The organism is Vibrio variabilis (genome assembly GCF_003263785.1).
GTDB lineage: Bacteria > Pseudomonadota > Gammaproteobacteria > Enterobacterales > Vibrionaceae > Vibrio > Vibrio variabilis.
Genome location: NZ_JYJK01000078.1, coordinates 168,555 through 190,821 on the forward strand (window position 1 = coordinate 168,555; position 22,267 = coordinate 190,821).

Annotated in this window: 22 protein-coding genes and 1 tRNA gene; 13 read left to right on the forward strand and 10 right to left on the reverse strand. The window is 45.2% G+C overall.

Features of this window, described 5'->3' with window-relative positions; genetic code table 11:
- Positions 1-49: 49 nt before the first annotated feature.
- Positions 50-517, reverse strand: coding sequence for a DM13 domain-containing protein (locus TZ48_RS13360; RefSeq protein ID WP_112479510.1), 468 nt, complete (start codon positions 515-517; stop codon positions 50-52).
- Positions 518-692: 175 nt separating this feature from the next.
- On the opposite strand from TZ48_RS13360, the gene TZ48_RS24405 reads away from it, so the two are divergent.
- The 4 genes from TZ48_RS24405 to TZ48_RS13375 all read left to right on the forward strand — a co-directional run bounded on the left by TZ48_RS24405 (position 693) and on the right by TZ48_RS13375 (position 4,481).
- Positions 693-878, forward strand: a complete 186-nt coding sequence (locus TZ48_RS24405) for a hypothetical protein (RefSeq protein WP_162674576.1) — start codon at positions 693-695, stop codon at positions 876-878.
- Complete coding sequence (locus TZ48_RS13365; protein ID WP_112479511.1) at positions 800-2,743, forward strand: hypothetical protein; 1,944 nt, start codon at positions 800-802, stop codon at positions 2,741-2,743. The genes TZ48_RS24405 and TZ48_RS13365 overlap by 79 nt, the downstream gene beginning before the upstream one ends.
- Positions 2,744-2,943: 200 nt before the next feature.
- Positions 2,944-3,447 carry a hypothetical protein gene (locus TZ48_RS13370; RefSeq protein ID WP_162674577.1) on the forward strand — a complete coding sequence of 168 codons (504 nt, stop codon included), beginning with the start codon at positions 2,944-2,946 and terminating at the stop codon, positions 3,445-3,447.
- Between the two features lie 17 nt (positions 3,448-3,464).
- Positions 3,465-4,481, forward strand: a complete 1,017-nt coding sequence (locus TZ48_RS13375) for a sensor domain-containing diguanylate cyclase (RefSeq protein ID WP_112479513.1) — start codon at positions 3,465-3,467, stop codon at positions 4,479-4,481.
- 525 nt (positions 4,482-5,006) lie between these two features.
- Here the strand turns inward: TZ48_RS13375 and TZ48_RS13385 are convergent.
- Complete coding sequence (locus tag TZ48_RS13385; protein WP_112479514.1) at positions 5,007-5,852, reverse strand: LysR family transcriptional regulator; 846 nt, start codon at positions 5,850-5,852, stop codon at positions 5,007-5,009.
- Between the two features lie 160 nt (positions 5,853-6,012).
- Between TZ48_RS13385 and TZ48_RS13390 the strand changes: the two genes are divergently transcribed.
- Positions 6,013-6,897, forward strand: a complete 885-nt coding sequence (locus TZ48_RS13390) for a DMT family transporter (protein WP_112479515.1) — start codon at positions 6,013-6,015, stop codon at positions 6,895-6,897.
- A gap of 56 nt (positions 6,898-6,953) precedes the next feature.
- Here the strand turns inward: TZ48_RS13390 and TZ48_RS13395 are convergent, their stop codons facing one another.
- Positions 6,954-10,013: an efflux RND transporter permease subunit gene (locus tag TZ48_RS13395; protein ID WP_112479516.1), complete on the reverse strand. Its 3,060-nt coding sequence runs from the start codon at positions 10,011-10,013 to the stop codon at positions 6,954-6,956.
- A gap of 252 nt (positions 10,014-10,265) precedes the next feature.
- On the opposite strand from TZ48_RS13395, the gene TZ48_RS13400 reads away from it, so the two are divergent.
- Complete coding sequence (locus TZ48_RS13400; RefSeq protein ID WP_112479517.1) at positions 10,266-10,586, forward strand: hypothetical protein; 321 nt, start codon at positions 10,266-10,268, stop codon at positions 10,584-10,586.
- A gap of 181 nt (positions 10,587-10,767) precedes the next feature.
- Positions 10,768-11,586: a hypothetical protein gene (locus TZ48_RS13405; protein ID WP_112479518.1), complete on the forward strand. Its 819-nt coding sequence runs from the start codon at positions 10,768-10,770 to the stop codon at positions 11,584-11,586.
- A 103-nt stretch (positions 11,587-11,689) separates the two neighbouring features.
- On the opposite strand, the gene TZ48_RS13410 is transcribed toward TZ48_RS13405, so the two are convergent.
- The gene (locus TZ48_RS13410) at positions 11,690-12,370 is read right to left on the reverse strand and encodes a hypothetical protein (RefSeq protein WP_112460069.1); all 681 of its coding nucleotides are present in this window, start codon (positions 12,368-12,370) and stop codon (positions 11,690-11,692) included.
- A gap of 441 nt (positions 12,371-12,811) precedes the next feature.
- On the opposite strand from TZ48_RS13410, the gene TZ48_RS13415 reads away from it, so the two are divergent.
- Complete coding sequence (locus TZ48_RS13415; protein WP_112479519.1) at positions 12,812-13,105, forward strand: hypothetical protein; 294 nt, start codon at positions 12,812-12,814, stop codon at positions 13,103-13,105.
- A gap of 120 nt (positions 13,106-13,225) precedes the next feature.
- Here the strand turns inward: TZ48_RS13415 and TZ48_RS13420 are convergent, their stop codons facing one another.
- Together TZ48_RS13420 and TZ48_RS13425 are read right to left on the reverse strand one after the other, a co-directional pair.
- Positions 13,226-14,257: an HlyD family secretion protein gene (locus tag TZ48_RS13420; protein ID WP_112479520.1), complete on the reverse strand. Its 1,032-nt coding sequence runs from the start codon at positions 14,255-14,257 to the stop codon at positions 13,226-13,228.
- Positions 14,257-14,715, reverse strand: coding sequence for a magnesium transporter (locus tag TZ48_RS13425; RefSeq protein ID WP_112479521.1), 459 nt, complete (start codon positions 14,713-14,715; stop codon positions 14,257-14,259). Before TZ48_RS13425 ends, TZ48_RS13420 begins: the two co-directional genes overlap by 1 nt.
- Before the next feature lie 390 nt (positions 14,716-15,105).
- On the opposite strand from TZ48_RS13425, the gene TZ48_RS13435 reads away from it, so the two are divergent.
- Together TZ48_RS13435 and TZ48_RS13440 are read left to right on the forward strand one after the other, a co-directional pair.
- A tRNA-Leu gene (locus tag TZ48_RS13435) sits at positions 15,106-15,189 on the forward strand.
- A 63-nt stretch (positions 15,190-15,252) separates the two neighbouring features.
- Positions 15,253-15,852 (forward strand): DUF2913 family protein, encoded by a 600-nt coding sequence (locus TZ48_RS13440; protein ID WP_112479523.1) that lies wholly within the window; start codon positions 15,253-15,255, stop codon positions 15,850-15,852.
- Between the two features lie 132 nt (positions 15,853-15,984).
- Here the strand turns inward: TZ48_RS13440 and TZ48_RS13445 are convergent, their stop codons facing one another.
- Positions 15,985-16,410: a universal stress protein gene (locus TZ48_RS13445; RefSeq protein WP_112479524.1), complete on the reverse strand. Its 426-nt coding sequence runs from the start codon at positions 16,408-16,410 to the stop codon at positions 15,985-15,987.
- 328 nt (positions 16,411-16,738) lie between these two features.
- Here TZ48_RS13445 and TZ48_RS13450 point away from each other — a divergent pair, with 328 nt between their 5' ends.
- Entirely contained in the window at positions 16,739-17,398 is a 660-nt protein-coding gene (locus tag TZ48_RS13450; protein WP_112479525.1) for a nitroreductase family protein, read from the forward strand.
- A gap of 46 nt (positions 17,399-17,444) precedes the next feature.
- Here the strand turns inward: TZ48_RS13450 and TZ48_RS13455 are convergent, their stop codons facing one another.
- Together TZ48_RS13455 and yghU are read right to left on the reverse strand one after the other, a co-directional pair.
- A complete protein-coding gene (locus tag TZ48_RS13455) occupies positions 17,445-18,035 on the reverse strand; it encodes a LysE family translocator (RefSeq protein WP_112479526.1) in 591 nt (196 codons plus the stop codon).
- 140 nt (positions 18,036-18,175) lie between these two features.
- A complete protein-coding gene (yghU, locus tag TZ48_RS13460; RefSeq protein WP_112479527.1) occupies positions 18,176-19,036 on the reverse strand; it encodes a glutathione-dependent disulfide-bond oxidoreductase in 861 nt (286 codons plus the stop codon).
- A gap of 514 nt (positions 19,037-19,550) precedes the next feature.
- Between yghU and TZ48_RS13465 the strand changes: the two genes are divergently transcribed.
- Complete coding sequence (locus TZ48_RS13465) at positions 19,551-20,018, forward strand: helix-turn-helix domain-containing protein (RefSeq protein ID WP_112479528.1); 468 nt, start codon at positions 19,551-19,553, stop codon at positions 20,016-20,018.
- A 61-nt stretch (positions 20,019-20,079) separates the two neighbouring features.
- On the opposite strand, the gene glgC is transcribed toward TZ48_RS13465, so the two are convergent.
- The gene (gene glgC, locus TZ48_RS13470; RefSeq protein ID WP_112479529.1) at positions 20,080-21,387 is read right to left on the reverse strand and encodes a glucose-1-phosphate adenylyltransferase; all 1,308 of its coding nucleotides are present in this window, start codon (positions 21,385-21,387) and stop codon (positions 20,080-20,082) included.
- Positions 21,388-21,974: 587 nt separating this feature from the next.
- Here glgC and TZ48_RS13475 point away from each other — a divergent pair.
- Positions 21,975-22,267: DnaJ domain-containing protein (locus TZ48_RS13475; RefSeq protein ID WP_162674578.1), on the forward strand; the 293-nt coding region annotated here is incomplete at its 3' end.

A 22,267-nucleotide genomic window follows, 5' to 3' on the forward strand; every position in this document is an offset into this window, starting at 1 on the left:
GTCAGCGCCATTGGCAGTTGGAACCGCTCTCACAATTATTTTTTCGACATCAATTTAGCCTGGCAGAGGTAATAAACTCTCCAAAACTCTCACACCACACAATAGCGGTGTTGTATTGAGTTAAATCGGTTTGTTCAGGAAGTGTCAGCAAAAAACGATCGAAGGTTTTTACATCTCCCACTTGAAGCATGGATGCTTTGTTGGCGACAAACGCTGCCTCAGTTTCTATGAAGGTAGGGGAGAGGTACAATTTGTAATCAGGCCCCGGAGCCAGTTCGCCGATAAACATTGCACTCTTATCTGAAAAGCTGATTTTCCCCTCGCCCCAATGCAGAAAGTCACTGTCCGCGCGCTCTTTGCTAAATTCTCCCTGATAAACAATGGCAAAGCTTTGTGACTCTATTGCCTCTAATGATGGCGAGTCAGGCTGAGTGAGAATAGGTAGAACATAGATCCCCAGCATAAACCCAGCAAACAACGCCGCTAAGTGAGTAAAAAGTAATAAGACACGTTTCACAAAGATTCCCTTCTGTTCTAAAAACGGTTAATACCTAGACTTAACTCTAGTACAGCGATGAACTGATGGATAGCCATCAAAGCGGTTGTTACTTAGCGGTTTGTTGTTGCTTCAGATAAGGTATTTCCTGTGCTTGCTTACAAGCTCTCCTATACTTTTGACTAGGAGGAATACTATGAAAATCAGATTGTTAATCAGTGGTGTCATCATAGGGCTAGCGGGCTCTGTGATGGGACATCAGGTCGAAGCCGCACCATCGATGGGGTTGGTGTTACCCGGCGGTTGGCAAGCTGGGGCAGTCGCGCTAAAGAGATACAGCAATGGGAAGCACAAAATAGCGATATTGTATTTGGCAGCCTAGGCACACCTGAGCTAAACAAACAGACTACCGCTCTGGGTTACATGTACAGTCAGAAGCTGGATTGCTTTGCTGGTGAACAGGAAGCGTGGCTTCATCGGCAACTATGGCAGCAAGGCATTAACCCAGAGCATCTCTATTTGCATGCCGCTCAAGAGACGCACTTAGCCTATGACAACTTATCTGCAAAGGCGCTGCAATTTCTTGATGGAGAGCCACTTCATATGATGGTGAAAAAGGGCACGGTGCTTCAGACCGCCCGATTGCCGTTAACACTGTCTATAGATGAAGAGCTTATCGTCGTCACCTCTCAGCCTTTTTTGGCGATCAACGTTCCCTCTATCGATACACTGTCGATTAGCCTTGCTAAGCCAGATAAGATTGGTGCGCCGATAACTACGTGGCAATCATTGGTGATTGATAAGTCGGATGTTAGCTCTAACTCGGATGCAGGTTCTTTGTTGCAAGTTGCTACCAAAAAGCAGATGCAAGCGGTTACTCCTTGGCTTGGGGAGTATCATTTCAATACCGGACATCGCGCCCTTGATTTGGATATGCCGGTATACATGGCTCGGTTGAGTTGGTCAACGCCGCAGACTATTGATGCATTGTCGGTTGACTATGGCTTGCGTCAGGAAGCGAAGCATGTAGTGATTCCGGGTTGGGATTGGCGCAATGATGCCAACGGAGATGGGTATTTAGATGATAATGAGTATCGGCAAAGAACGAACTCAAAAGCTCAAGCGCGTTACGCCTCACAGGCGCGCCTTATCCCGATAGGCAACATGTGGCCTGGAACCTGTTGGCAACGCACTAACTTTTCTCACCCGTCAGCCAATCAAGCACATATAGATTGGTATAAGTATGATTGGCACAGGCAAGGACTGAGCGGTGCCTACAACGATGATATGGCAAAGCTGCTTGGCAGCAATCAGTATCAAGTGCTCGAAGGAGGCGCGATCGCTGAGTTGCCCGGTAAATTAGGCACGAATGAGGCTGCCTTGAATTATGCAGGGCAAATGGCGAGCTTTCTCTCACAGCTCAAAGAGTCCATTCCTAACACACAGTTGGCCGCGAATATCTCAGAGCTCAACTTGTGGCGTTACCCACAGTGGACGCCCGAACTCAGAGATGTTTTTGATGTTTGGCTGAGAGAGCACTATCTGTACGCAGCAATGGGAACGGATGCGCTTCGCCAGCGCTGGGAGCATTTTGCGCTCTCTGCCATGGGGGATGAGAGCCTTGTTATGACCACGACCCGCTTTGGTCGCAGCGAAGTCAATATTAGTGATGAGAAAGCTTGGCAGCAAGACATCGCCACAGGGTTGGCTCTCTATTACTTGTTCCATATACCCAAACAAACCCACTATCACAGCTGGAATCAGACCTTTTATTACGGCAGTGAGCCTACTGATAACAATAACTGGTATCAAAGCGGTACAGCAAAAAACCAAGTTTACAGGCCAACCGCGATACTCAGTCACAATCTGGGTGATCCTATTAATCAAACAGACTCTTCATTTGACTGGCTGACGCGAGACCGCGCTGAATTGAAGCAAGTAGAGCCGCTGCTAGAAACCGCCGCTCCAGGGTGGTTTTGGCTTACCGATAGTCCTTGGTACTGGCCTTCAAAATACAAGGCCATTGGGCGTCGATTTGAACGTGGTTTAGTGGTGTACTTTGCCGGTGACTCGCGCGCAGACAATCAGATGTGGCGTGATGACGAGGCGTGGAATGAAGAGAGTCAAATCCTACGGTTACCCGGCCAATACCAACGCGTGAATTGGGATGGCAGCTTGGCGCCAAAAAGTGACCAAATTAAACTTCGGCCTTATGAGGGAGCTATATTGATTATGGAGAGTGAGTGATGGCCAACTCGCGAAGTATTGGCGCATACGGTAATAGATAAGTGCGACGCATTGGTGAGATATAATGACTTTTATCAATAACAGTTCTTTTATGGAGACCGTGTACTGTTCTGATTTTCAAAAAAATTAGGATGTTGGAGATATTATCCTAAGCTAAATTAACTGCATAATATTAATTACAAATCCCTAAGTTGATTGGTATGGAAAGGACAAATAAATCACTCATCTCTACCGTGTCAGTGGCGGTCATATCAAATTTCTTGATCTTGTATTTTATTTTTGTCCAGATATCGGGAGTGAACTCGATTAGTGAAGATTGGGCAAAAGTACAAGACCAGAGTATACGAATCGCTATCAACCTTGCTGAAGTCGAGCGCGACTTTGGGTATGTTGGCTTTATCCATCACTTCAAAAACTATATTATCAGGAGAACCGATAGTTACTACTTGCGTGCGGTTGAGAGTCACAAAGATGTGTCGGAGGCATTAAATAACTTCAAGAAGCATCCTGCTTTAAGCCAGAGTGATCTCCAATCTATACGAGTCCTTGAAAACACCTTGTCAGAGTACAAGGCGAAGCTAGAGCTTGCGCGAGAGTATCCCGTAGACTATCAAATCGATGAACTTGACAATATTGTTAGAGTAAATGACTTACCGGCCGCCAACGCACTTGGGCAACTGAGAGCAGACATTTTGCTAGATTGAAAGTGGCGGAAACATCCATGAATGAGAAAGTCGGAGTATTCCAACAGGAAACCATGCTGTTGGGGCTTTGTTTAATACCGCTTTTTCTCTTTTTCAATACCGTCACTATTATCACTTTGCGTAAGCAGGCTATTAGCATTAATGAGCTTACCGCTATTTTTAACTCTTCCTCTGACGGTATAATCTATGTGAACGCTAGTGGGAAGATATGTAAGGCCAATAACGTCGCTTTAAAAATATTTGGCTATACCAGTAGAGAGTTTAGGCGTCTTGAAATAGAAGATTTGTTAGACAGCGCCCTAAGAAGCAAACATAGGGTTTTAAGAAGTGGCTTTATGAGCGAAGAGCAATCACGCTCTTTGAACGGGTCAGATTCAAAAGTTCACGGGGTGAAAAAAGATGGTTCCAAAGTTGAACTGAGCATTGCCATAACCGCGAAAAAGTTGGGTAATGAGATGATCGGTATTTGTGTGATAAAAGATCTAACCGCGATAAATACCCTCCAACAACACTCAGAAAGTGACCACCTCACTGAAATAAGCAACCGGAGACATTTCGATTACATCTTGAATAAAGAGCTCAATCGAGTGTTGCGAAACCAGCGAGAGGCTTCTTTGCTCCTGATTGATATTGATAATTTTAAGCAGTTAAATGATGGATATGGGCATTTGGCTGGCGATAAGGCATTAAAGCAAGTTGCTGAGTTTTTGGTACTTCAGTCTAGAGAAAGTGATTATGTCTGCCGTTGGGGAGGAGATGAATTCGCCATCTTTTGCCCTGAGTTGCTATCAACAGAAGCGGTTATTTTTGCAGAGCGATTAAGAAAGAGCTTCGAGACACTGACGGAAAATGATGAACACCCTTTAACCCTGAGTATTGGTATTGCAGGCACGAGTCTCGTCCAACCTTTGACATCCATTAATCTATTGGACTCAGCAGACAAGGCCGTTTACCAAGCAAAACAAATGGGTAAGAATCAGGTCGTGAACTTTCAAGATATTTTTGATGCCAAAGTTGAAATGTCCAATATTTAAAGTGGTGAGTATGTGAACAATCTAACCATTAAGTACTGTCAACTTTGCCTTCTTTCAACTGCGCAAAATTGTCTTGGTGTGGAGCGTAATGACGGGTAACTTCAAACCCCATATCATTCAAAGTGTGAGTGACTAAAGAAGCGGCCACATGATGAAATGACAAATCGGTTACACCGATGGCATTTTTTCAACATCGCCGTCAGCGCTGATGATCATGCCGTCACTTGGACGCTTCTCGCTGTAGAATTCGATCTTTGAGGCGAGTGACTGTTGCGACATTGTTCTTGCCGTTTACAGTGCCAAAGTAAACCCATTCTGAAGCACTATCGATAGTGATAGGGTTCAGCCCCAAATAGAATTTTGTAAACCCAAACCGGATTGTTGTGCCTGTCCTTTGGGCATGGATTGGAAAGAGATTGGTGTCTAGTTTTAGTCGTCACTAAATATTGATGAAGAAACTGAACGGATACGGCATCAATCTCAGGAGCCATAAGCTCTGCACGGCTTACGTGACGGTGTGAGCTTCTATCGATACTGGTTGTTTTGAATTACCGATTTCAGTATTTCTCGTGTCGCCTTGTGGTCTTCATCGTTGACAAAACGTCGGTGGTAGATCATACGGTGCTGAACGTTACGTATTTCCAGTGGGATCGGGAATATTTTCAGGTTTAACATTGGAGCCAAATGCTTGGCGAGGGACAGCGTTGATGCTCCTAGTAGATTCGTTGTGGCGGCGAGAGCTAGCATACTGGAAACCGATCCTGTTTCTGCTTTGATGACTCTCGGTGGGCTGGGCTTTTGCGATAAATAATCCATCATATTGGCGTTATTACGACGAATTTTTAAGGCGATATGTTGGGCTCGATAGTAGTCTTCGTAAGAGAGTGAGTCACCGATATCTGGATGATCTTTCCTGCATACACAAACTGCGGGTTCTTCAATAATGTCTTCCACAACATGTGCTTGGCTGGTACTCGTGGCGAAATCGATCGCAAGGTGAACCTTTTGTGAGTCTATATCGGCGAGCAATTGTTTTTCACTAAGCGGCGCCTCAACAAAAGAGAGCCCAGGTAAGTCACAGACCAGATGCATTAGGCTCTCACTGCAGTAGACTCGAGTGATCTCTTGTCGCTTCTCTATCGTCTCAAGTACCGCGAGCGGCATTTCGATCTTATCGGACAGTGCCACGGCCGCGCCAGTTGGTGCGATCCCTCTACCTGATCGAACGAACAACGTCTTTCCCACCACACCTTCTAATCGTTTCAAGGCTGCACTCACCGCTGGCTGAGTAAGGTTAAGTTCTTCTGCAGCTAGAGTGATAGAGCGGTGTCGATACACTGCGCTAAAAGTCGATAGAAGGTTTAAGTCCATAACAAACTGATCCGATCAATGATGTCTCTATCGTAGCAGAGGGTTAGTATGTGAACCAGTCACTAACGGAACTCCAATTCATATAAGACCTAAGTGGGGCTTGTGATTTCAATATCCAAGGCGCAAAGTAGGGGCAAATTACTACAACAAAGATAGACAGATGGATTTAGCAAGTTTTTTAAGGTTGATTCTTCTTGCCTCAATATGGGGTGGCTCCTTTTTATTTATGCGGATTGCTGCCAACGTTATGGGGCCTGCGGTACTGATTGAAGCGAGAGTATTTTTTGCGGCCATCGCTCTATTTGTAATGAGCATTTATTTAAAGAAGAAGCTTGAGTTCACCAAGCATACTCGACATTTTTTCATCATCGGACTGTTCAATACGGCGCTGCCGTTTCTATTGTTTGCCTATGCCGCTCAAACGTTGAATGCGTCAACTTTATCGATTCTTAACTCAACCGCTGCCATTTGGGGAGCGGTGATTGGCGTATTTTGGACCAAAACACCGCTAACAAAGCGCGGAGCACTAGGTTTACTTATCGGTGTTATTGGTGTCGCCGTGTTAGTCGGTTGGGATGCGGTGCGGATAGGTGAAGAGGCGACGCTACCGATTGTTGCAGGCGTGATGGCTGCGTGTTGTTATGGCATTGCGACCAATTACGCAAAGAATGCGCCTTCCATACCGGCATTTAATAATGCGCATGGCAGCATGTGGGCAGCCTGTTTGATCGTGTTGCCGTTGATACCCTTTGTACCAATGAGAGAGGCGCCGACTCAAGAGGTCTGGCTAGCGGTAGTATTGCTGGGCGTTGTCTGTACAGGGGCGGCATATTTGCTCTATTTTCGTTTGGTTACAGATATTGGACCGTCTTCCGCGTTGTCGGTCACCTTTCTAATTCCGATGTTTGGAATACTGTGGGGCAATTTGTTCTTGGGTGAACCTATCGGCATCAACACTGTGGTGGGAACTATATTGGTTATTAGTGGCACGATGCTTGTAACGGGGTTCTCTTTTTCTTCACTGAGAAAGGTCAGAGCTGGGTAAGGTTGGAATGAAGGCGACTTGCCACCGAAATTAAGCAGTGGCAAGTCTTTGGGGGCTTATAGTTGGGCTGTGGGTGCAGGTTTAAACAGTTCGCGGATTTGTTGAATCAGTACAAAAAACACACTTGCCATAATACAACCAACAAACGTGGCGGTGACTATGCCACCAAATGATGCCCAACCCAATGCCTGTTGGCCGCCAGAGCCGACAGCATTTGCTAGCATTAATGGAATCAGTCCCACGCCGAATGAGAATGCGGTCATAAACACTGCGCGAGCACGCAAGCGGAGTGCTTGAACCGCAGCTTGCTTAATCGTTAGTTCACCTTCATCGCGTAGCGTTTTAGCAAACTCGACGATAAGAATCGCGTTTCGAACTGTCATACCTATCAGCAAGATGGCCGATAGCTGGGTAAGAATGTTGATGTTGCCACCAATATGAATCACGCCCTCAACGATGCCGATGACCGCTGTTGGAACGGTCAACATAATCGCGAGAGGGATCAGCCAAGACTCATACTGCGCGACCAACACTAAGAAGGTGACGAGCAGAGCAAGCCCCATGACTAGGGCAACCGTATTGCCCGCATTGACTTCTTCTTTTGCTGCGCCGGTAAACTCAACGCGATAACCAAACTCTTCAGCAAGCTCTTGTATCGCCTGGATAGCTTGACCTGTAGCTACGGTTGGAATGACGTCGATGAACACCCCCTGCTCAGCGTTATACCGAGTAATGAAATTAGGGACTTTGATTTGTTCTACATCGAAGAGCTTGTCGTAGGTGATACGTTTGCCATTTGATTTTGACAACCCGGTTTGTTTCAGTGCTTCTGGGTCTAATCGATAATTGGGGTCATTTTGCACCATCACCTTGTAGTTTCGTCCACCCATGTTGAATGTGTTGATGTACATACCACCAAAGTGTGTTTGCATGCCTTCAACCACATCCGCGAACGTCACGCCATATTTTAGCAAGTCGTCACGCTTGATATTGAGCTTCATGGAAGGTTTTGTCACTTCGAACTGAGTCATCGCTAGACCAATTCGCTCGTCCTCCATTAAGCGTGCGTTAAAGTCCGTTGTGAGCTTGTAAAGCTCGTTGGGTGTCAGTTCCGGTGCAAGCAAAACGAAGTTGACACCATCGACCATGCCTAGCTCAGGAATGACAGGTGGTTTAAAAGCAAACGCTTGGATATCGGTATTTTCAGCTAAAACGGCATTCACTTGGTCTGTGATAGCGACGTCTGTAGCCGTTCGGTTTTGCATATCATCAAGCGACACTAACATCATGAAACTGCTCATTTCTGCGGTTCCAGTTAGCAGATTAAACCCGGATGCCTCAACACTGGTGGAAACGCCAGGTAGCGCATTGAGCTGCTGGGTCAGATTGGCTAGGTATTGGTCGGTTTGTGTCAACGCTGTGCCTTGTGGGAAGCTTCCAACCACAAAAATAGCGCTAGTATCTTCTTCTGGTAGGAGACCGGTTGGCAAGCTCGCTCCTCGCTCTACCGATAAATAGAGGCCACCAGCTAGCAGCGCGATAGTCAGTATTGGTAGGCGAGTTGCTGTCCATGCTAGACCAGTAAAAGCTCGGATTTTCTGTGTAATAACCCATTCAACGGACTTTGCGATAGCATTTTTCTTTGGCGGCTTCATAAACAGCGCGCACAGCGCGGGAGTCAATGTGAGCGCCACTAAGGTTGAAACTACCACAGAGGCACATAGGACGATGCCAAATTCAGAATAGATAGTGCCGGCCATGCCCGGAATAAATAGTGAAGGGGTAAAAACGGCAAGCAACACGAGCATAGAGGCGACAATTGGAGAAAAGGTGATATCTAAAGCTTTAGATATTGCCTGTTTAACTGTCATCTCGGGATGCTCGTGTAATTGATGCTCGGCGTTTTCAATAACGATAATTGCGGCATCAACAACAATACCAATTGCCATCACCAGACCAAACATGGAGATGATATTGATTTGAATACCAAGTCCGCTCATGACCGCAAATGTGCCAATGAGAGAAACGGGAATCGCCGTTACTGTAATCAAGGTCAATCGAAAATTTTGCATAAAAAGGAGAGTGACCAAGGAAACAATGGCAACAGCTAGAACCAAAGTTTCTACAACGCTGTAAATGGCGCCATCAATAAAGGTGGTTGCATCGTAGACGGTCTTGATTTGGTAATCGTTTGGCTGTTGTAAAAGGGATTTAATGCCAGAGGCTACATCCATTGCGTTGGCTTCTGGAGTTTTGTAGATGAACAGCACTGCACCGTTAGCGGCTTCACCATAAGCATTGGCGGTATAGATTTCGCTGCCTAGTTCGATTTCTGCGATGTCTCGTAAGAAGATGGTTTTCCCCAGTTCGTCTGAGCGAACGACGATGTTGCCAAACTCTTCAGGGGAAGATAAACCACCCTCAACGGTAATTGGGAATTCAAACTTATCGTTGACCACGCTACCGGCGGAAGCAATCTTATTTTGGGTGGCGATTGCATGATTGATTTCATCGACATTGATCGAGTAATGCTTCATTTTGTTCGGGTTGAGCCAAACACGAATAGAGTATTTCTTTTCACCAAGTACATCGACTTTTGACACGCCGTTGATACGTTGAATTCTCTCTTTTAGTGGACCGCCTGCAAACGCGCTGATCTCAATAGCCGATGCCTCGCCAGATGGATCGGTAATTGAGATGCCGAGCATTAAGCCATTAGAGAGTTTCTCCACTTTAACACCATTTCGCATCACATCGCCGGGTAGCTCCGGAAGGGCGAGATTGACGCGATTCTGTACCAAGTTAACGGCTTTGTCTGAATCAGTACCACTTTCAAAAACGACTTCGAGAGTATAGGTACCATCTGCACCGCTGGTGGACTTCATATACTCCATTCCAGCGACCCCATTGACCTGTTTTTCGATTTCAGGAGCGACAGATTTCGCCATAACATCAGCACTGGCACCGTCCATGAACGTTGTGACTTCTACGGTTACAGGCGCAACGTCGGGGTACCTTCCTATTGGGGAGTTGGCGGCAGCGATTGCTCCAATAAGTGAGATTAAAAGCGCAATAACAATTGCAAACTTAGGCCGTTCTATGAACATTTTAAACATGTTAGCTACCCATTGATGAATATTTGTCCTGAGTTTACGCTTGGGTATTTTTAATCACAATTGAGTCGCTGACTGTTCTATCAGCAAACGAAATAGCAAATATTTGAGGTTCGAATAGCAAGGTTTGACATCGTATCTGAAGAGCTAATTTCGTGACTACGTATTTGCTGATGGAATAGAAGCTATTTTTCCAGTGAGTTTTAATGTCGCTACAGTGGCACTCCTTTCAAAAATCAATTGGATGAAACTCGAATGAAAAAACTGTTAGTAACGACCATGATGCTTGCCGGCGTGACTCCTGCATTTGCTTATCACCCATGTGAGCCTGGCAATGCCGTTACCGATGCGGTGGAAGGTGCTGTTGTTGGTGGTGTGGTTGGTGCGATAGCTGGTGATGCTAAAACAGGAGCGATGATTGGCGGTGCAGCTGGCGTCGTTGATGGCGCATACGACGAAGCAGAGTGTGATGCGTTGGTGGGTGAGGCGATTGTTGAAGAGGCGATCGTTGCGGACTATGAAGACCGAGTCGTCGACGAAGTCATCATTGACAGCACGCTAGACGAAGGCTGGTAGTGATCCGGTCGAGGTTTTCGTCAATTCTTTTGTGGGTACTACTGACCATAACTCTCTGAACTATATTGATAATATAAAGGTCAATAAAGCTAGTGTAATAAATGCTATAACCTTGAGTTAATTGTTCTAGACTCTCTCGCCCCTTAGTCTGCTCGCGTCATTTACTTCTAGGATTAGTTTCATGCGCGCGAGCATTACCCTTTTAAGCGCAGCTATGGCTGCGTGTTTCTCTTTTTCTTCTTATGCTGCTAACGACTCAGATACTCAGGTTCAGGACATGTCAGACCCTCTGGCAGTTTACACCCAAGCCGGTGCTGGTGCTTCTGATAAAGGTCTGAACTTTAAAGTAGGCCGTACCTATGACACGGGTAATCCAGAAACCATGGCGATGAACATCATCGAGGTTAAAGGCGTTGTTGGAGAGTATCTAGGCTGGTCAGGTTCGAGCCATCGCGATAATTCTATTGATAGCGTTCGTTTTCGTAACTTCAGTGTAAACACGACGAATGGCCGAGGCTCTCAGGTTGATTTGAACTACAACGTGGAGCAGGAGAGCTTAAACGCCTCTTATAGCTTTATTCAGGCACTGCCAAAGATGGGTAACCTTAATCTTTACCCATTGGCAGGTCTTGGCGTGAATGTGAGAAACGGTGAGTTTCAGGGCTGTGAAAATATGCCAAACGTAGACTGTCCTATTGAACAGCAAAACATTGGCTACACCATTCCAGGTACGTATGCCGTTGTGGGGGCGTATACCAAGTATGCCATCACTGACAAGTTGTGGCTCAACTACAATCCTATGTGGTTGACGACAATCTCAGGCTCAAAAGCTTATGTAGAGAACGCTTACGGATCTGGTATGGACTCTATCTTTACCAACGAGTTCGCGGTGTCTTATCAATTCACACCTCGCTTCAACGTTCGTTATTTTGCTAACTGGACGCAGGAGCAGAACTATTTTGATGGTGACCAAAGAGTGGAGTTTAACTATCAGTTTTAATTGAATGGTTTGGGAGGTTTAGTGAGCAAGGATGCTCTTAAAGTGGGTAAGTGAAGATATTCATTCCTTCGAATATCTTTGATCTATTTAAAATGAGTCAAGCTTAGAATGGGAATACTACGCCTACTTTGCCGTAAGTATTGCGATCGTTTGTACCGTGTGAGCCTTCGTTACCAATCTCAACGTAGGGGATCATGTTGTCGATTGCATTGAACGTTGCACGAAGTTCAAGGTTGTAGATCATGTCTTTGCTTTGGTCGCCAGCAATCACTTTCTTCTCGTGTTGCTTCTGGCCTACCACTTTAGCGTTTAGATACATGCGTTCTGTTAGTTGCTTTCCAGCAGCTAGGTCAAAACGGGTGATGTCGCCACGAGGTGTAGCATTGTTTGAGTTGAGGTCGATGTCCTTACGTAGACGAAATGATGTATCAAACATATCAGCAACGTTACCGCCAACCGTTACACCAAACTTGTTTTGGTCATTCGCCGGTTGTTGGCGACTTTTCTTATCGACAAACTCATATTCACCTTTTAGCCAGAAGCTTTCGAAATCGTGCTTGTAGTTAACGTTGTACTCGTTCTCAAAGTTTGCTTTGCGTTTAGCTGAAAGACCAAATCCTTCGTAACCAACGAATGCTTTGATGCCAGAGCCGTTACTTGTTGTGTATTCTTTTTCACCGTCAACAAATTTAGCATCAAGTTCAATACCACCAGAGAAACCGTTTGCGAAAGCACTTACAGAAAGTGCAGATGAGATTGCGAGAAGGATTGCTGTTTTTTTCATTTCTTTATTACCTATATTATTGTTTTTGCCCCCGTAATTGGAGCGGCACAAAGTTACCTAAAAAATGAAATGTGACTAAATTAGGAAGTATTCGGTATTTTGATTGGTTGATTGGTTGATTGGTTGATTGGTTGATTGGTTGATTGGTTGGTTGGAAGAGCACCCCTCCCAGCCTCCCGGCTGCGCGCCCCGCTTAAAGGGGAGGAGCTACTAGCTCGCTACGCATCGCTATTTAGCTTAAGCGATGCGACGATCGGAGCGAGCCTGTATTTTTCCCCCTTAATAACGGGGCGCGTAGCCGGGGGAGTTAGAGGGGGTAAATGTGCAGGGCTCACAGATTTAAGAGTGATTCAAAGTATCGCTTCTACACCCTTGTATCTAAACTTTTAAGACAAGCCACTCTTCTGAACATCGCGTTTTATCAAAACATGGAGAACAACGATGAAGCCAACCTTGACACTATCTACTCTCATTCTATTGACCGCTTGCAGTGCACCTATCGATCAAGTGTCAGGTGTTGCGAGTGATGATCTGTGTAGTGCATTGCAAAAGGGGAGTGTGGCGGAAAACAGCACTATGATTAATGGTGAAGAAGTGACGATGGATAGTGTCTACGGAGAGCTGACAAAAAGAGAACTTAATCCTTATGCAAAAGGGTGCTTTGGTAGTCAGGAAAAAGCCGCAGAGTATCGAAAACGGCAAGAAAAAATTGTCGCAGAGGCGTTAAATTACTAGATTCAATGCAAAAAAAAGCACCTCAACAACGTTGAGGTGCGGTAGACCCAATTTTCCATTCCAAGTTCCAATCAGAGTTCCAATAACGTTCGGGTCTTAAAGGGCTAATGCCAAACTCTGTTATAGCGCGTTCAAGTATGCCTTTAGTGCTTTCAATCGAACGGTTGCACCACCGATGATGTCCATAAAACCGAGCTTAGGTGACGGTTTGTTAGCAGATATCCAGCCAGAGCCAGTCGCACCAAGTGGTACGTTGTAGCCTTCAGGTTCGTTAAACTCGATGATGACTGTACGACCATGGCTGCTCGTGTTATTCCCAACGTGCTGTCTTACATGCTGCGTGGAACCTTGTGCAGAGACGGTGGCTTCACCAGTATTACTCGTGATGCTATGTACTCGACCTCGAAACACTTCGCCAGGGTGAGAGTTAACAAAGAACTCTGCAAATTGCCCCTGCTCAATATAGCGATAGGTTTGATCGCTAACGCGCATTTCAACAAACTTTCTATTAGTATCAAATAGATGCAAGTTGCCCGTTCTTGAGCCTTCAGCAATGTTTATTACGCCAACAATTCCGTCGAATGGTGCACGAACTTGGTTGCGATCGTTCAGCCACTGTTTCTGATTGATTTGTGCGTTGATGCCATCCACATCCGATTTGGCGGCCATGAGATCCGCCTGCCCTTGTTGGATACGGGTATGCAGTTCATCGCGCTCTTGCTCAGAGCTAAACTCGTCCAGATTGATCAAGCGGCGATGATTTTTTTCATCGATAGCAATTTGCTCTTCAATGCTAGTGATACGATGTTCCGCAGCCACTAAGCTGGATTGCAAACTTTTCAGCTCATGATCGGTATCTTCGGACTCCAAGGTGTATAGCAAATCGCCTTTTTTCACTTCTTGGTTGTGGGTGACGTAGATCTTTTTCACCTGTTGGCCAAATAGGGGGCTCAACACTGCGTGCGGCGCTTTAACTGTGGTGCTGTCGGTCAAATCTGCTGGTGACCAAAAGCGGTGTGCGGTAAACAGCATGAATGCGAGGAATGCACCAAACCCGACACTGATAACGGCATTGCGTAGTGTCCATTTAATAACGCCAAGTTTGACTAATAGCCAAATAATCAGCACATAAGGAAGCATGATTTCTTTCATTACGCGTCCTCCGACTTTTTATTGCCATGGATGCCACTATGAATCACTTTACTCACCGCGCTTGCGACCGCATCCCAGTTGGTGAAGGCGATAATAATGGCCAGTACCCACCAAAGCTTGTCGATGAACAGACCACATAAAGACAGAGCAAATACCAGATTTGCTTGTGCGCTTTGCATGTATTGACTGCGGTGTACGGCAACTTCGTGCAACTGCCACAGTAAGTAGAGCACATAGGTAATGATGGATAGGGTGATAACAAAAATCACACCCATAAAAAATTCAGAGTTCAACAATCCAAGAATGCTAGGCAAATCCTGTGAGAAATAGTCGGCCGGCAGTGCTTTGCCATGAACAGTAGAGAGCTGAGCAAACATATAACTCAGAGAGAGAAATCCGCCGATTACGACAGCAGATTTGGTACTAAAATGTAACGCTCTTTTTATTAGTCTGAACATATTTGTTCCCTGATTCAGGCTATCCGTAGCGATTTGTGTGATTGTGATTTGGATAGGGAGAGTGTAACCAAGGGTTACCTTTGGATACATAACGCAAAATTGGGTTTAAATATAAATCTTAGTTATGTGTTAGCCAGTAGCAAGGTCATTGATTGGCTTTGGGCGAAACTGCACTATGTTCAAAGAAAAATGTGCTTATAGACAAAAAATGCTAATGGGAATAGACCAGTGGATGTCAAATATTCAAACTGATGAATTATTCACCGAACAAACTGATTTTGCTGCATTTATCCAAGCAAATGCTATACAAGTCGAAAATCGTCAGTTACTATTTCTACATCCACTAATTAAGTGGACGTCAATGGATACGTCAAGCAACGTATCATCGATGCCGAGATGGTGAAATTGGTAGACACGCTAGCATGAGGTGCTAGTGCCTTTGGTGTGAGGGTTCGAGTCCCTCTCTCGGCACCATTACTCCTTTCCTTATATTACCTTCAGACTACGATGCAGAACAAAGGATCCAGTTCAAAGCAAATGAGTACGTCTAACTCGGAATCAATCCAGCTTTTGACCGAGGTGTCTCTGCACGCCCTGTTATATCTAGAGTTTCACAAGCTTGATCGTAAGTCTCAGCTCTTTGATCGTGAGAAAAAGAATGAACTCTTGGTTCGCTGGCTAAAACCGAAACTTAAAAGCAATAAATACAAATTGATACGTAAGCAATTGAAAACAATGAGCTTACAAGCCAAGAAATCTCAAGTCGATTTAGAAGACGTACTGCTAACCGGTATAGAAGCCAAACCAGAAGCTTTGCAGCCTCACCTTGATAGCTACTTGCTATTGATACGTGAACTGGAGAAAAAGCTGGGTACGACAGCGCTATTATCAACACCGGAAAAGGTCGATTTAAGCCACGATGAAAATGGCTGTTTGCTTTGTGTACTATCTAGCGATCTCAATGCTCACTTCGGTAGTAAAAACCAAATGATTGCGGATGTTTCGATTCTATTCCGCGGTACCGTTCGTGAGAAACATCTATTTCTTGGAGCAATTTACGCCAACGAAATTTTTGCTTACCAGATCCAATACGAAGACGACAGCTTTGTTCGCATAACACTAACTCTAAATAAGTAACAGTTTCAGTGTTACCAACGCCAAATCAATGTCTCTTTATGGAAGCAGAGCACGCTTGATGCAAGCCCAACCGCTTGAGTGTTCAATCTTTAGCATTGAGCATCAAGCTTTGGGCTCGAATGATACTGTACCTTAATCTTCCATAGGAACAACAAGCACGTCCACTGGTGAGCTGTTAATGACTTGGCGAGAGGCAGATATCAGCTTGCTCCAGAAGTCGTGGTGGTGACCACAGATAAGAAGATCAAAGTCATTTTCAGCAATAGCAACTTTCACTTTGTCGCCAAGATCGCCAGTTCCAACGATGAAATGCTTCAATGTGCACTTAGCATATTCGGCAAACCCATGTAATTGCTCTGTCGCTTCGACGGTCAAGGGTCTTTGTTCGGGGTCGGTGACTAAATCAACCAGCTCGTGATAAATTTCACCATGTGTACCATCGATATGGATGAATGACACATCAGCGTCCAACAGTTCTGCTAGAAAAACGGCTCTATCAATCAGCACTTTGCTATCTTCTGAAAGCTCCAGTGCGACAAGGATATGTTTATATTTCATGACCATACTCTCTTGCTGCTAAACCTACTTAAAGCATAGCGTTTCGTAGCGTATTTTTTTGTCGATGGGATCGCGGTTCGGCGATAAATCAATCAAAAGAACAGAAAGTCACTTTAGCTTGGTTCATTGTGGGTAGTTTTGTCCATAATGTCTGGATGATTTATCTATTTTTCTGATTGAGCTTTGGTCTTAATCTACTCCACATCGCCATTGTTGGCACTAGGTTAAACGCCTCCGCATTGATTCTTATGTCACTGTCGGAAAGGGCGCTACCTAGCGATGTTTTATAGAAAACAGTCAATACCGAATATAGAGTGGAGAGTGCAAAGTGACTCATCAAATCATCAAAGATCTAAACAACCGTTACACAGCTAAAAAATACGATGCATCTAAACGCATTTCTGCAGAAGACATGGACGTAATCAAAGAAGCCATTCGTCTATCTGCTTCTTCAATCAACTCGCAGCCGTGGAAGTTTATCGTGATCGAGAGTGATGAAGCGAAGCAGCGTTTCCACGATACGTTTGCAAATATGCACCAATTCAACCAACCACATGCGAAAGAAGCGTCTCACACGATTCTATTTGCACACAATCCACACTTTACTAAAGACGACTACAAAAAAGTGGTGGATGTGGAAGTAACATCGGGTCACTTACCAGCAGACATGTACGACCAAATGCTTAATGGCGCGTTCGGTTTTGCTGAGCTGAACACCGATGAAAATGGCTTCAACGGCCAGTGGACGAAAGCTCAAACGTACATTGCGCTTGGTAATGTATTGCATACTCTTGCACGCATGGGTATCGCATCGACGCCGATGGAAGGTGTGGATCCAGACATGATTGGTGAGATTTTTAAAGACGAATTAGGTGGTTATGTGTGTGACTTTGCGCTTGCACTTGGCTACCACAAAGAGGGTGAAGACTATAACTACGGTCTGCCTAAATCTCGTCTAGCTCAAGAAGACATCATTACGGTTCTATAAGCAGAATCGATACAATTGAAAAGCGGCCACTACTGTGGCCGTTTGTTTACGCTTGTAACAGAAGCCCGCTTAACCCAAGAGCAATAAATAGCAGTCCGGTTAGTCTATTGATCACCACAACATAACGTTTTAGAAACCGAGCTACCTTCTCCGTTGCAAGTGACAGCAACAGGTGTATTGAAAGCGTAATCACTACCAACTCTAGAGTTAGCAGTGCGGCCTGTAGAGCAAAGTACTGCTCACTGTTTACGAAAAGTGGAAACAGCGCACCAAAGAAAACAATGGTTTTTGGATTCAGCAACGAGATCAGCACGCCACTCTTATACCCGTAAGACCTTGATTCAATCAGCGCTTGGCTTGTTGAATAGTAAATCGCACGGCAGCCTAGGTAGATAATGTAGCTGCTACACAATCCGGTCATGACTTGGTAGGCGAGGGCGTTAGTATGAACTAAGGTCAACAGCCAAGAGTTCGAGAGTATCGATGCAAGCAATAGTCCGGTAGCAATACCGAGTATGACCGGAATTGTCCGTTGCATATTCTGATTTAAACTGTTGCTCAATACCGCCAGCATCCCCGGACCTGGAGATGCGGCTGAAGCAATGCAAATAGTGATAAACGCTAGCTGACTTTCCATTATTTAAGTAACTGTCCTTTGGAGAAAAAATAGCGGCGTCCCTTACTTCAACACCGCTATTTCTGTCGAGCCTATTACACAAAATGGCACCTTCCTTTGGGTTGGTTTTTTGTGCGCCTTGTTGCATTGCCAGTATTACTTTATTTAGGCTGTTTGGCGAGGACTTCGTCAATATCGGATGCACTGTGGCGCTCGGCCAAGGTTTCCCACTCTTCTCCCCATACGCGGTTAACGATACGGCCGCGTTTTACTGCTGGACGCTCTGCAATGTCTTTTGCCCAGCGAATTAGGTTAGGGTAGCTTTCGACATCTAAGAACTCAGCAGCGTCATACTGATTATTGATCACTAGGTTGCCATACCATGGCCAGGTCGCAATATCTGCAATTGTGTATTCGTCGCCGGCAAGGAACTGATTTTCAGCGAGGCGCGCATCAAGAAGGTGAAGTTGGCGTTTCGTTTCCATTGTGAAGCGATTGATTGGGTATTCGAATTTTTCTGGCGCGTAGGCGTAGAAATGACCAAAACCACCTCCTAAATAAGGCGCTGAACCTTGCAGCCAGAATAGCCAGTTCATCGCCTCAACACGCTTGTCCGCCTTTTTAGGCAGCAGCGCATCAAACTTTTCTGCGAGATAAAGCAGAATATTACCCGACTCAAAGACACGAACTGGCTCGTCGCCGGAGCGATCTAGCAAAGCAGGGATTTTTGAGTTTGGATTTACGGCGACAAAGCCAGAGCCAAATTGGTCGCCATCACCGATTTTGATGGTGTAGGCGTCGTATTCCGCCTCAGTCTTACCAAGCGCAAGCAGCTCTTCGAGCATGATAGTGACTTTTTGACCGTTGGGCGTTGCTAACGAATAGAGCTGCAGCGCATGATCGCCAGAGGGAAGTGGCTGTTCGTGTCTTGCGCCTGAATCAGGTCGGTTGATACTGGCCCACTGACCACCACTTTCGCTATCGTGCGTCCAAACTTTAGGTGGAACATATTGATTCGTCATGCCTTTGCTCTCCATCATATTATTGCAAAACACGCCATCGTGCTGATTCAAAATCGTAGCTGGATTAATGCAAGTCTTCAATATTATTGAGTAAAACTTAAATTATAACTTATGACTATGTGACATTTGGGGGCTAGAGAGGAGGGCGTGGTAAGCGCATAAAAAAAGCGGGCATCATCGCCCGCCAAAACGTTATTCAATAAATCAAATTCCGTAATACAATCCGAAGAGGCACATCCTCTTCAAAGGGTTAATCGCATCAAGAGAGAGAACGCCTGGTTCGGCTGTGACGGCCATCGCCAAGCTATACTATCGACGCGGTAAGTCTATTATGACGATATGAGCGCTATTTTCTATAACTGAAAAAATCAGTCATTTGTAGTGCATAAATGGCAAATAGTGTCAAAAATATGGCCAAATCACACTATTGGTGTAACAAAATATTATTGTTTATCTGAACACTTACCGGCTGTTATATTGGGCGCACCATTTACTTCTCTGGAGCTGACACATTATGAGCCCGCTACCCAGTGATGGATATATTTGCTATTTGGTGACGGAACACCTCAAGAAGATCCTTTCGGAATCGACCAACACAAAACTGTCGCTGTTCAATTTTTTTGTCCTTCAATATGTCGACAAGTGTTCAGACCAAGACTCGACACAATGCACTCAATATATGATCAGCCAAGCTTTTCTTGCTGATACCTCGAAAGTGAACAAAGCGGTACGTGAATTAGAGTCTGCGGAACTTATTACAGCCACCAAGATCAAGCAGAGTGGTCGCATCAAAAAGATACTTGCTGTCACCCAACCGGGTAAAAAGTTGATAGAGATACATCGAGCGAAAACCGATGCGATTGCCGAGCAGTATCTGACTGCGGTTCATGGCCGCGTCAATGCCGACGAGTTGTTTGAAGCTCATAACACCACCATGGCGGCGTTTTATGATGCGCTAAAGCTCTACAAGAATGCTGGTTGAGTAGCGAAATAAAAAAGCAAGTACCGATATAGGCACTTGCTTTTTAAGAAACTATTTCTTTTTAAGAAACTATTGCTTCAGCGTTTTCTTGGTTTGAAATGGTATTGCTTGTTTCAAACATCTCAGCGCAAACTAACACCACACCGTTTTCGGTGACGGTGTAACGTTTAATGTCTTCTTCGAGATCATAGCCGATCACGGTGCCATCAGGGACGACACATCCTTCTGCAACAATCACTTTCTTTAGCTTACAGCTACTGCCAACCACAGCTCGCGGTAATAAGATGCTGTCTTTCACTTCCGCAAAGTCTTCGACGCGAACATCAGAGGAAACTAAGCTATGTTCAACCTGGCCACCAGAGATAATAGCGCCTGCGCAAAGGACTGAATCAACAGCGAAACCACGGCGTTGTGGGTCATTGAATAAGAACTTCACCCCAGGTCGTTGTACTTGGTTAGTCATGATAGGCCAGCTGGTATCGTAAAGATCAAGCTCTGGCGTCGGTGCTAGCAGATCCATAGTCGCCGCGTAGTACTCGTCTACATGGCCGACATCGCGCCAGTAGCCATTAGCACCTGGGTGGCCGCGTTCGGTGAACACGTAGCCTTTGATCTTCTTGCGGCCAATAAGGCTAGGGATGATGTTGTGTCCAAAGTCGTGTTTATAGTTTGGATCATCTAACGCTTGTCTAAGCTCGGCATCCAATACGTCTACATTAAAGATATAGATACCCATTGAGATGAGCGCCTTATCCTTATTGTTTGGCATTGGAGTTGGGTTGGCAGGTTTTTCTACAAAGTTGATGATGTCACCATCTTCATTGAGACCCATTACGCCGAATTCTGATGCTTGTTCAATGGGTTTCTGAATACAGGCAACAGTGACATCGGCACCACTTTCAACATGGAAGTTGATCATGCGTGAGTAGTCCATTTTGTAGATGTGGTCACCACCCAAGATCAATACTCGTTCGGTATGATCAACACGTTTGATGAGATCGAGGTTTTGATACAACGCATCGGCGGTACCTCGGTACCAGTTTTCTCCAACACGCTGCTGAGCAGGGATGATGTAAACCCCTTCACCTAATGCTGAATAAGATGATTGCCAGCCAGATTGGATATGGCTTATTAGATCGTGAGCCATATATTGGGTAAGCACGCCAACTCGACGAATACCTGAGTTGATGCAGTTGGAGAGTGTAAAGTCGATGATTTTGAACTTACCGCCAAAGGATACCGCAGGTTTTGCGATATTAGAGGTGAGTTCTTTTAGTCTAGTGCCTTTCCCACCCGCCAAAATCATCGCGGTGGTATTACGCAAACGCGCATTACTAGAAATGTGGGAATATTGGTTTTCCTTCGGCATTGTATAACTCCTTATATAACAAGCACAAAAGACGTTTTGGGGGAGTGTGATGTGTGGCTAACCTTCTATGGATAAGCTCTCTATAACCAATACACTCAAAGACGTCGTTAAATCATTTTCTATCAGAACAGAACTTGGCTATGCAATCTAGTCCATACAACCTAAAGTTTTATCAAAAGAGATAATCTTGATGCTCAATCACACTCTACTGGGGATGAGATGTAATTGAGTACTAAGTTATCTAGTTGATGGAACAAGATTCAAACGGCAGTTCCGTGCCACATTGAACAAGCCAACTAGTAAAACTAAAGACATTGTGTGACACCACAGTGACAGACACAGTCATAATATGGTGTGGTTTGAACCAGTGCTGCGCATCATAGTGGCTTATGCATGGTCATGCATCTCAATTTATTATTAGCCGAGAATCTTGGCAGTTTGCAGGGGAGTTGGCTTTACAGTGGGTGAGAGATTTAAGAAAAAGTTGAGTTATGGGCATAAATACATAAACTTATCGGAATTCTGGGCGTCGCGGAAACTCGAGCGCCCTTTTTATGTTTGAGTGAGAGAGTGAGTGAGGTTTTAGCATGTCGAAAAGAGATTATTACAGCGTGCTAGGTGTCTCGAAAGGAGCCTCAGAAAAGGACATCAAAAAGGCCTATAAGCGCCTAGCGATGAAATACCATCCTGATAAAAACCCCGGAGATACTGCAGCAGAAGCGAGCTTTAAAGAAGTGAAAGAAGCTTACGAGGTGCTGACGGACACGAATAAACGTCGTCAGTATGACCAGTTTGGTCATGCAGCGTTTGAAGGTGGCGGTTTTGGTGGTCACGGCGGTCATGGTGGTGGCGGCTTTGATGATATTTTCGGTGACGCATT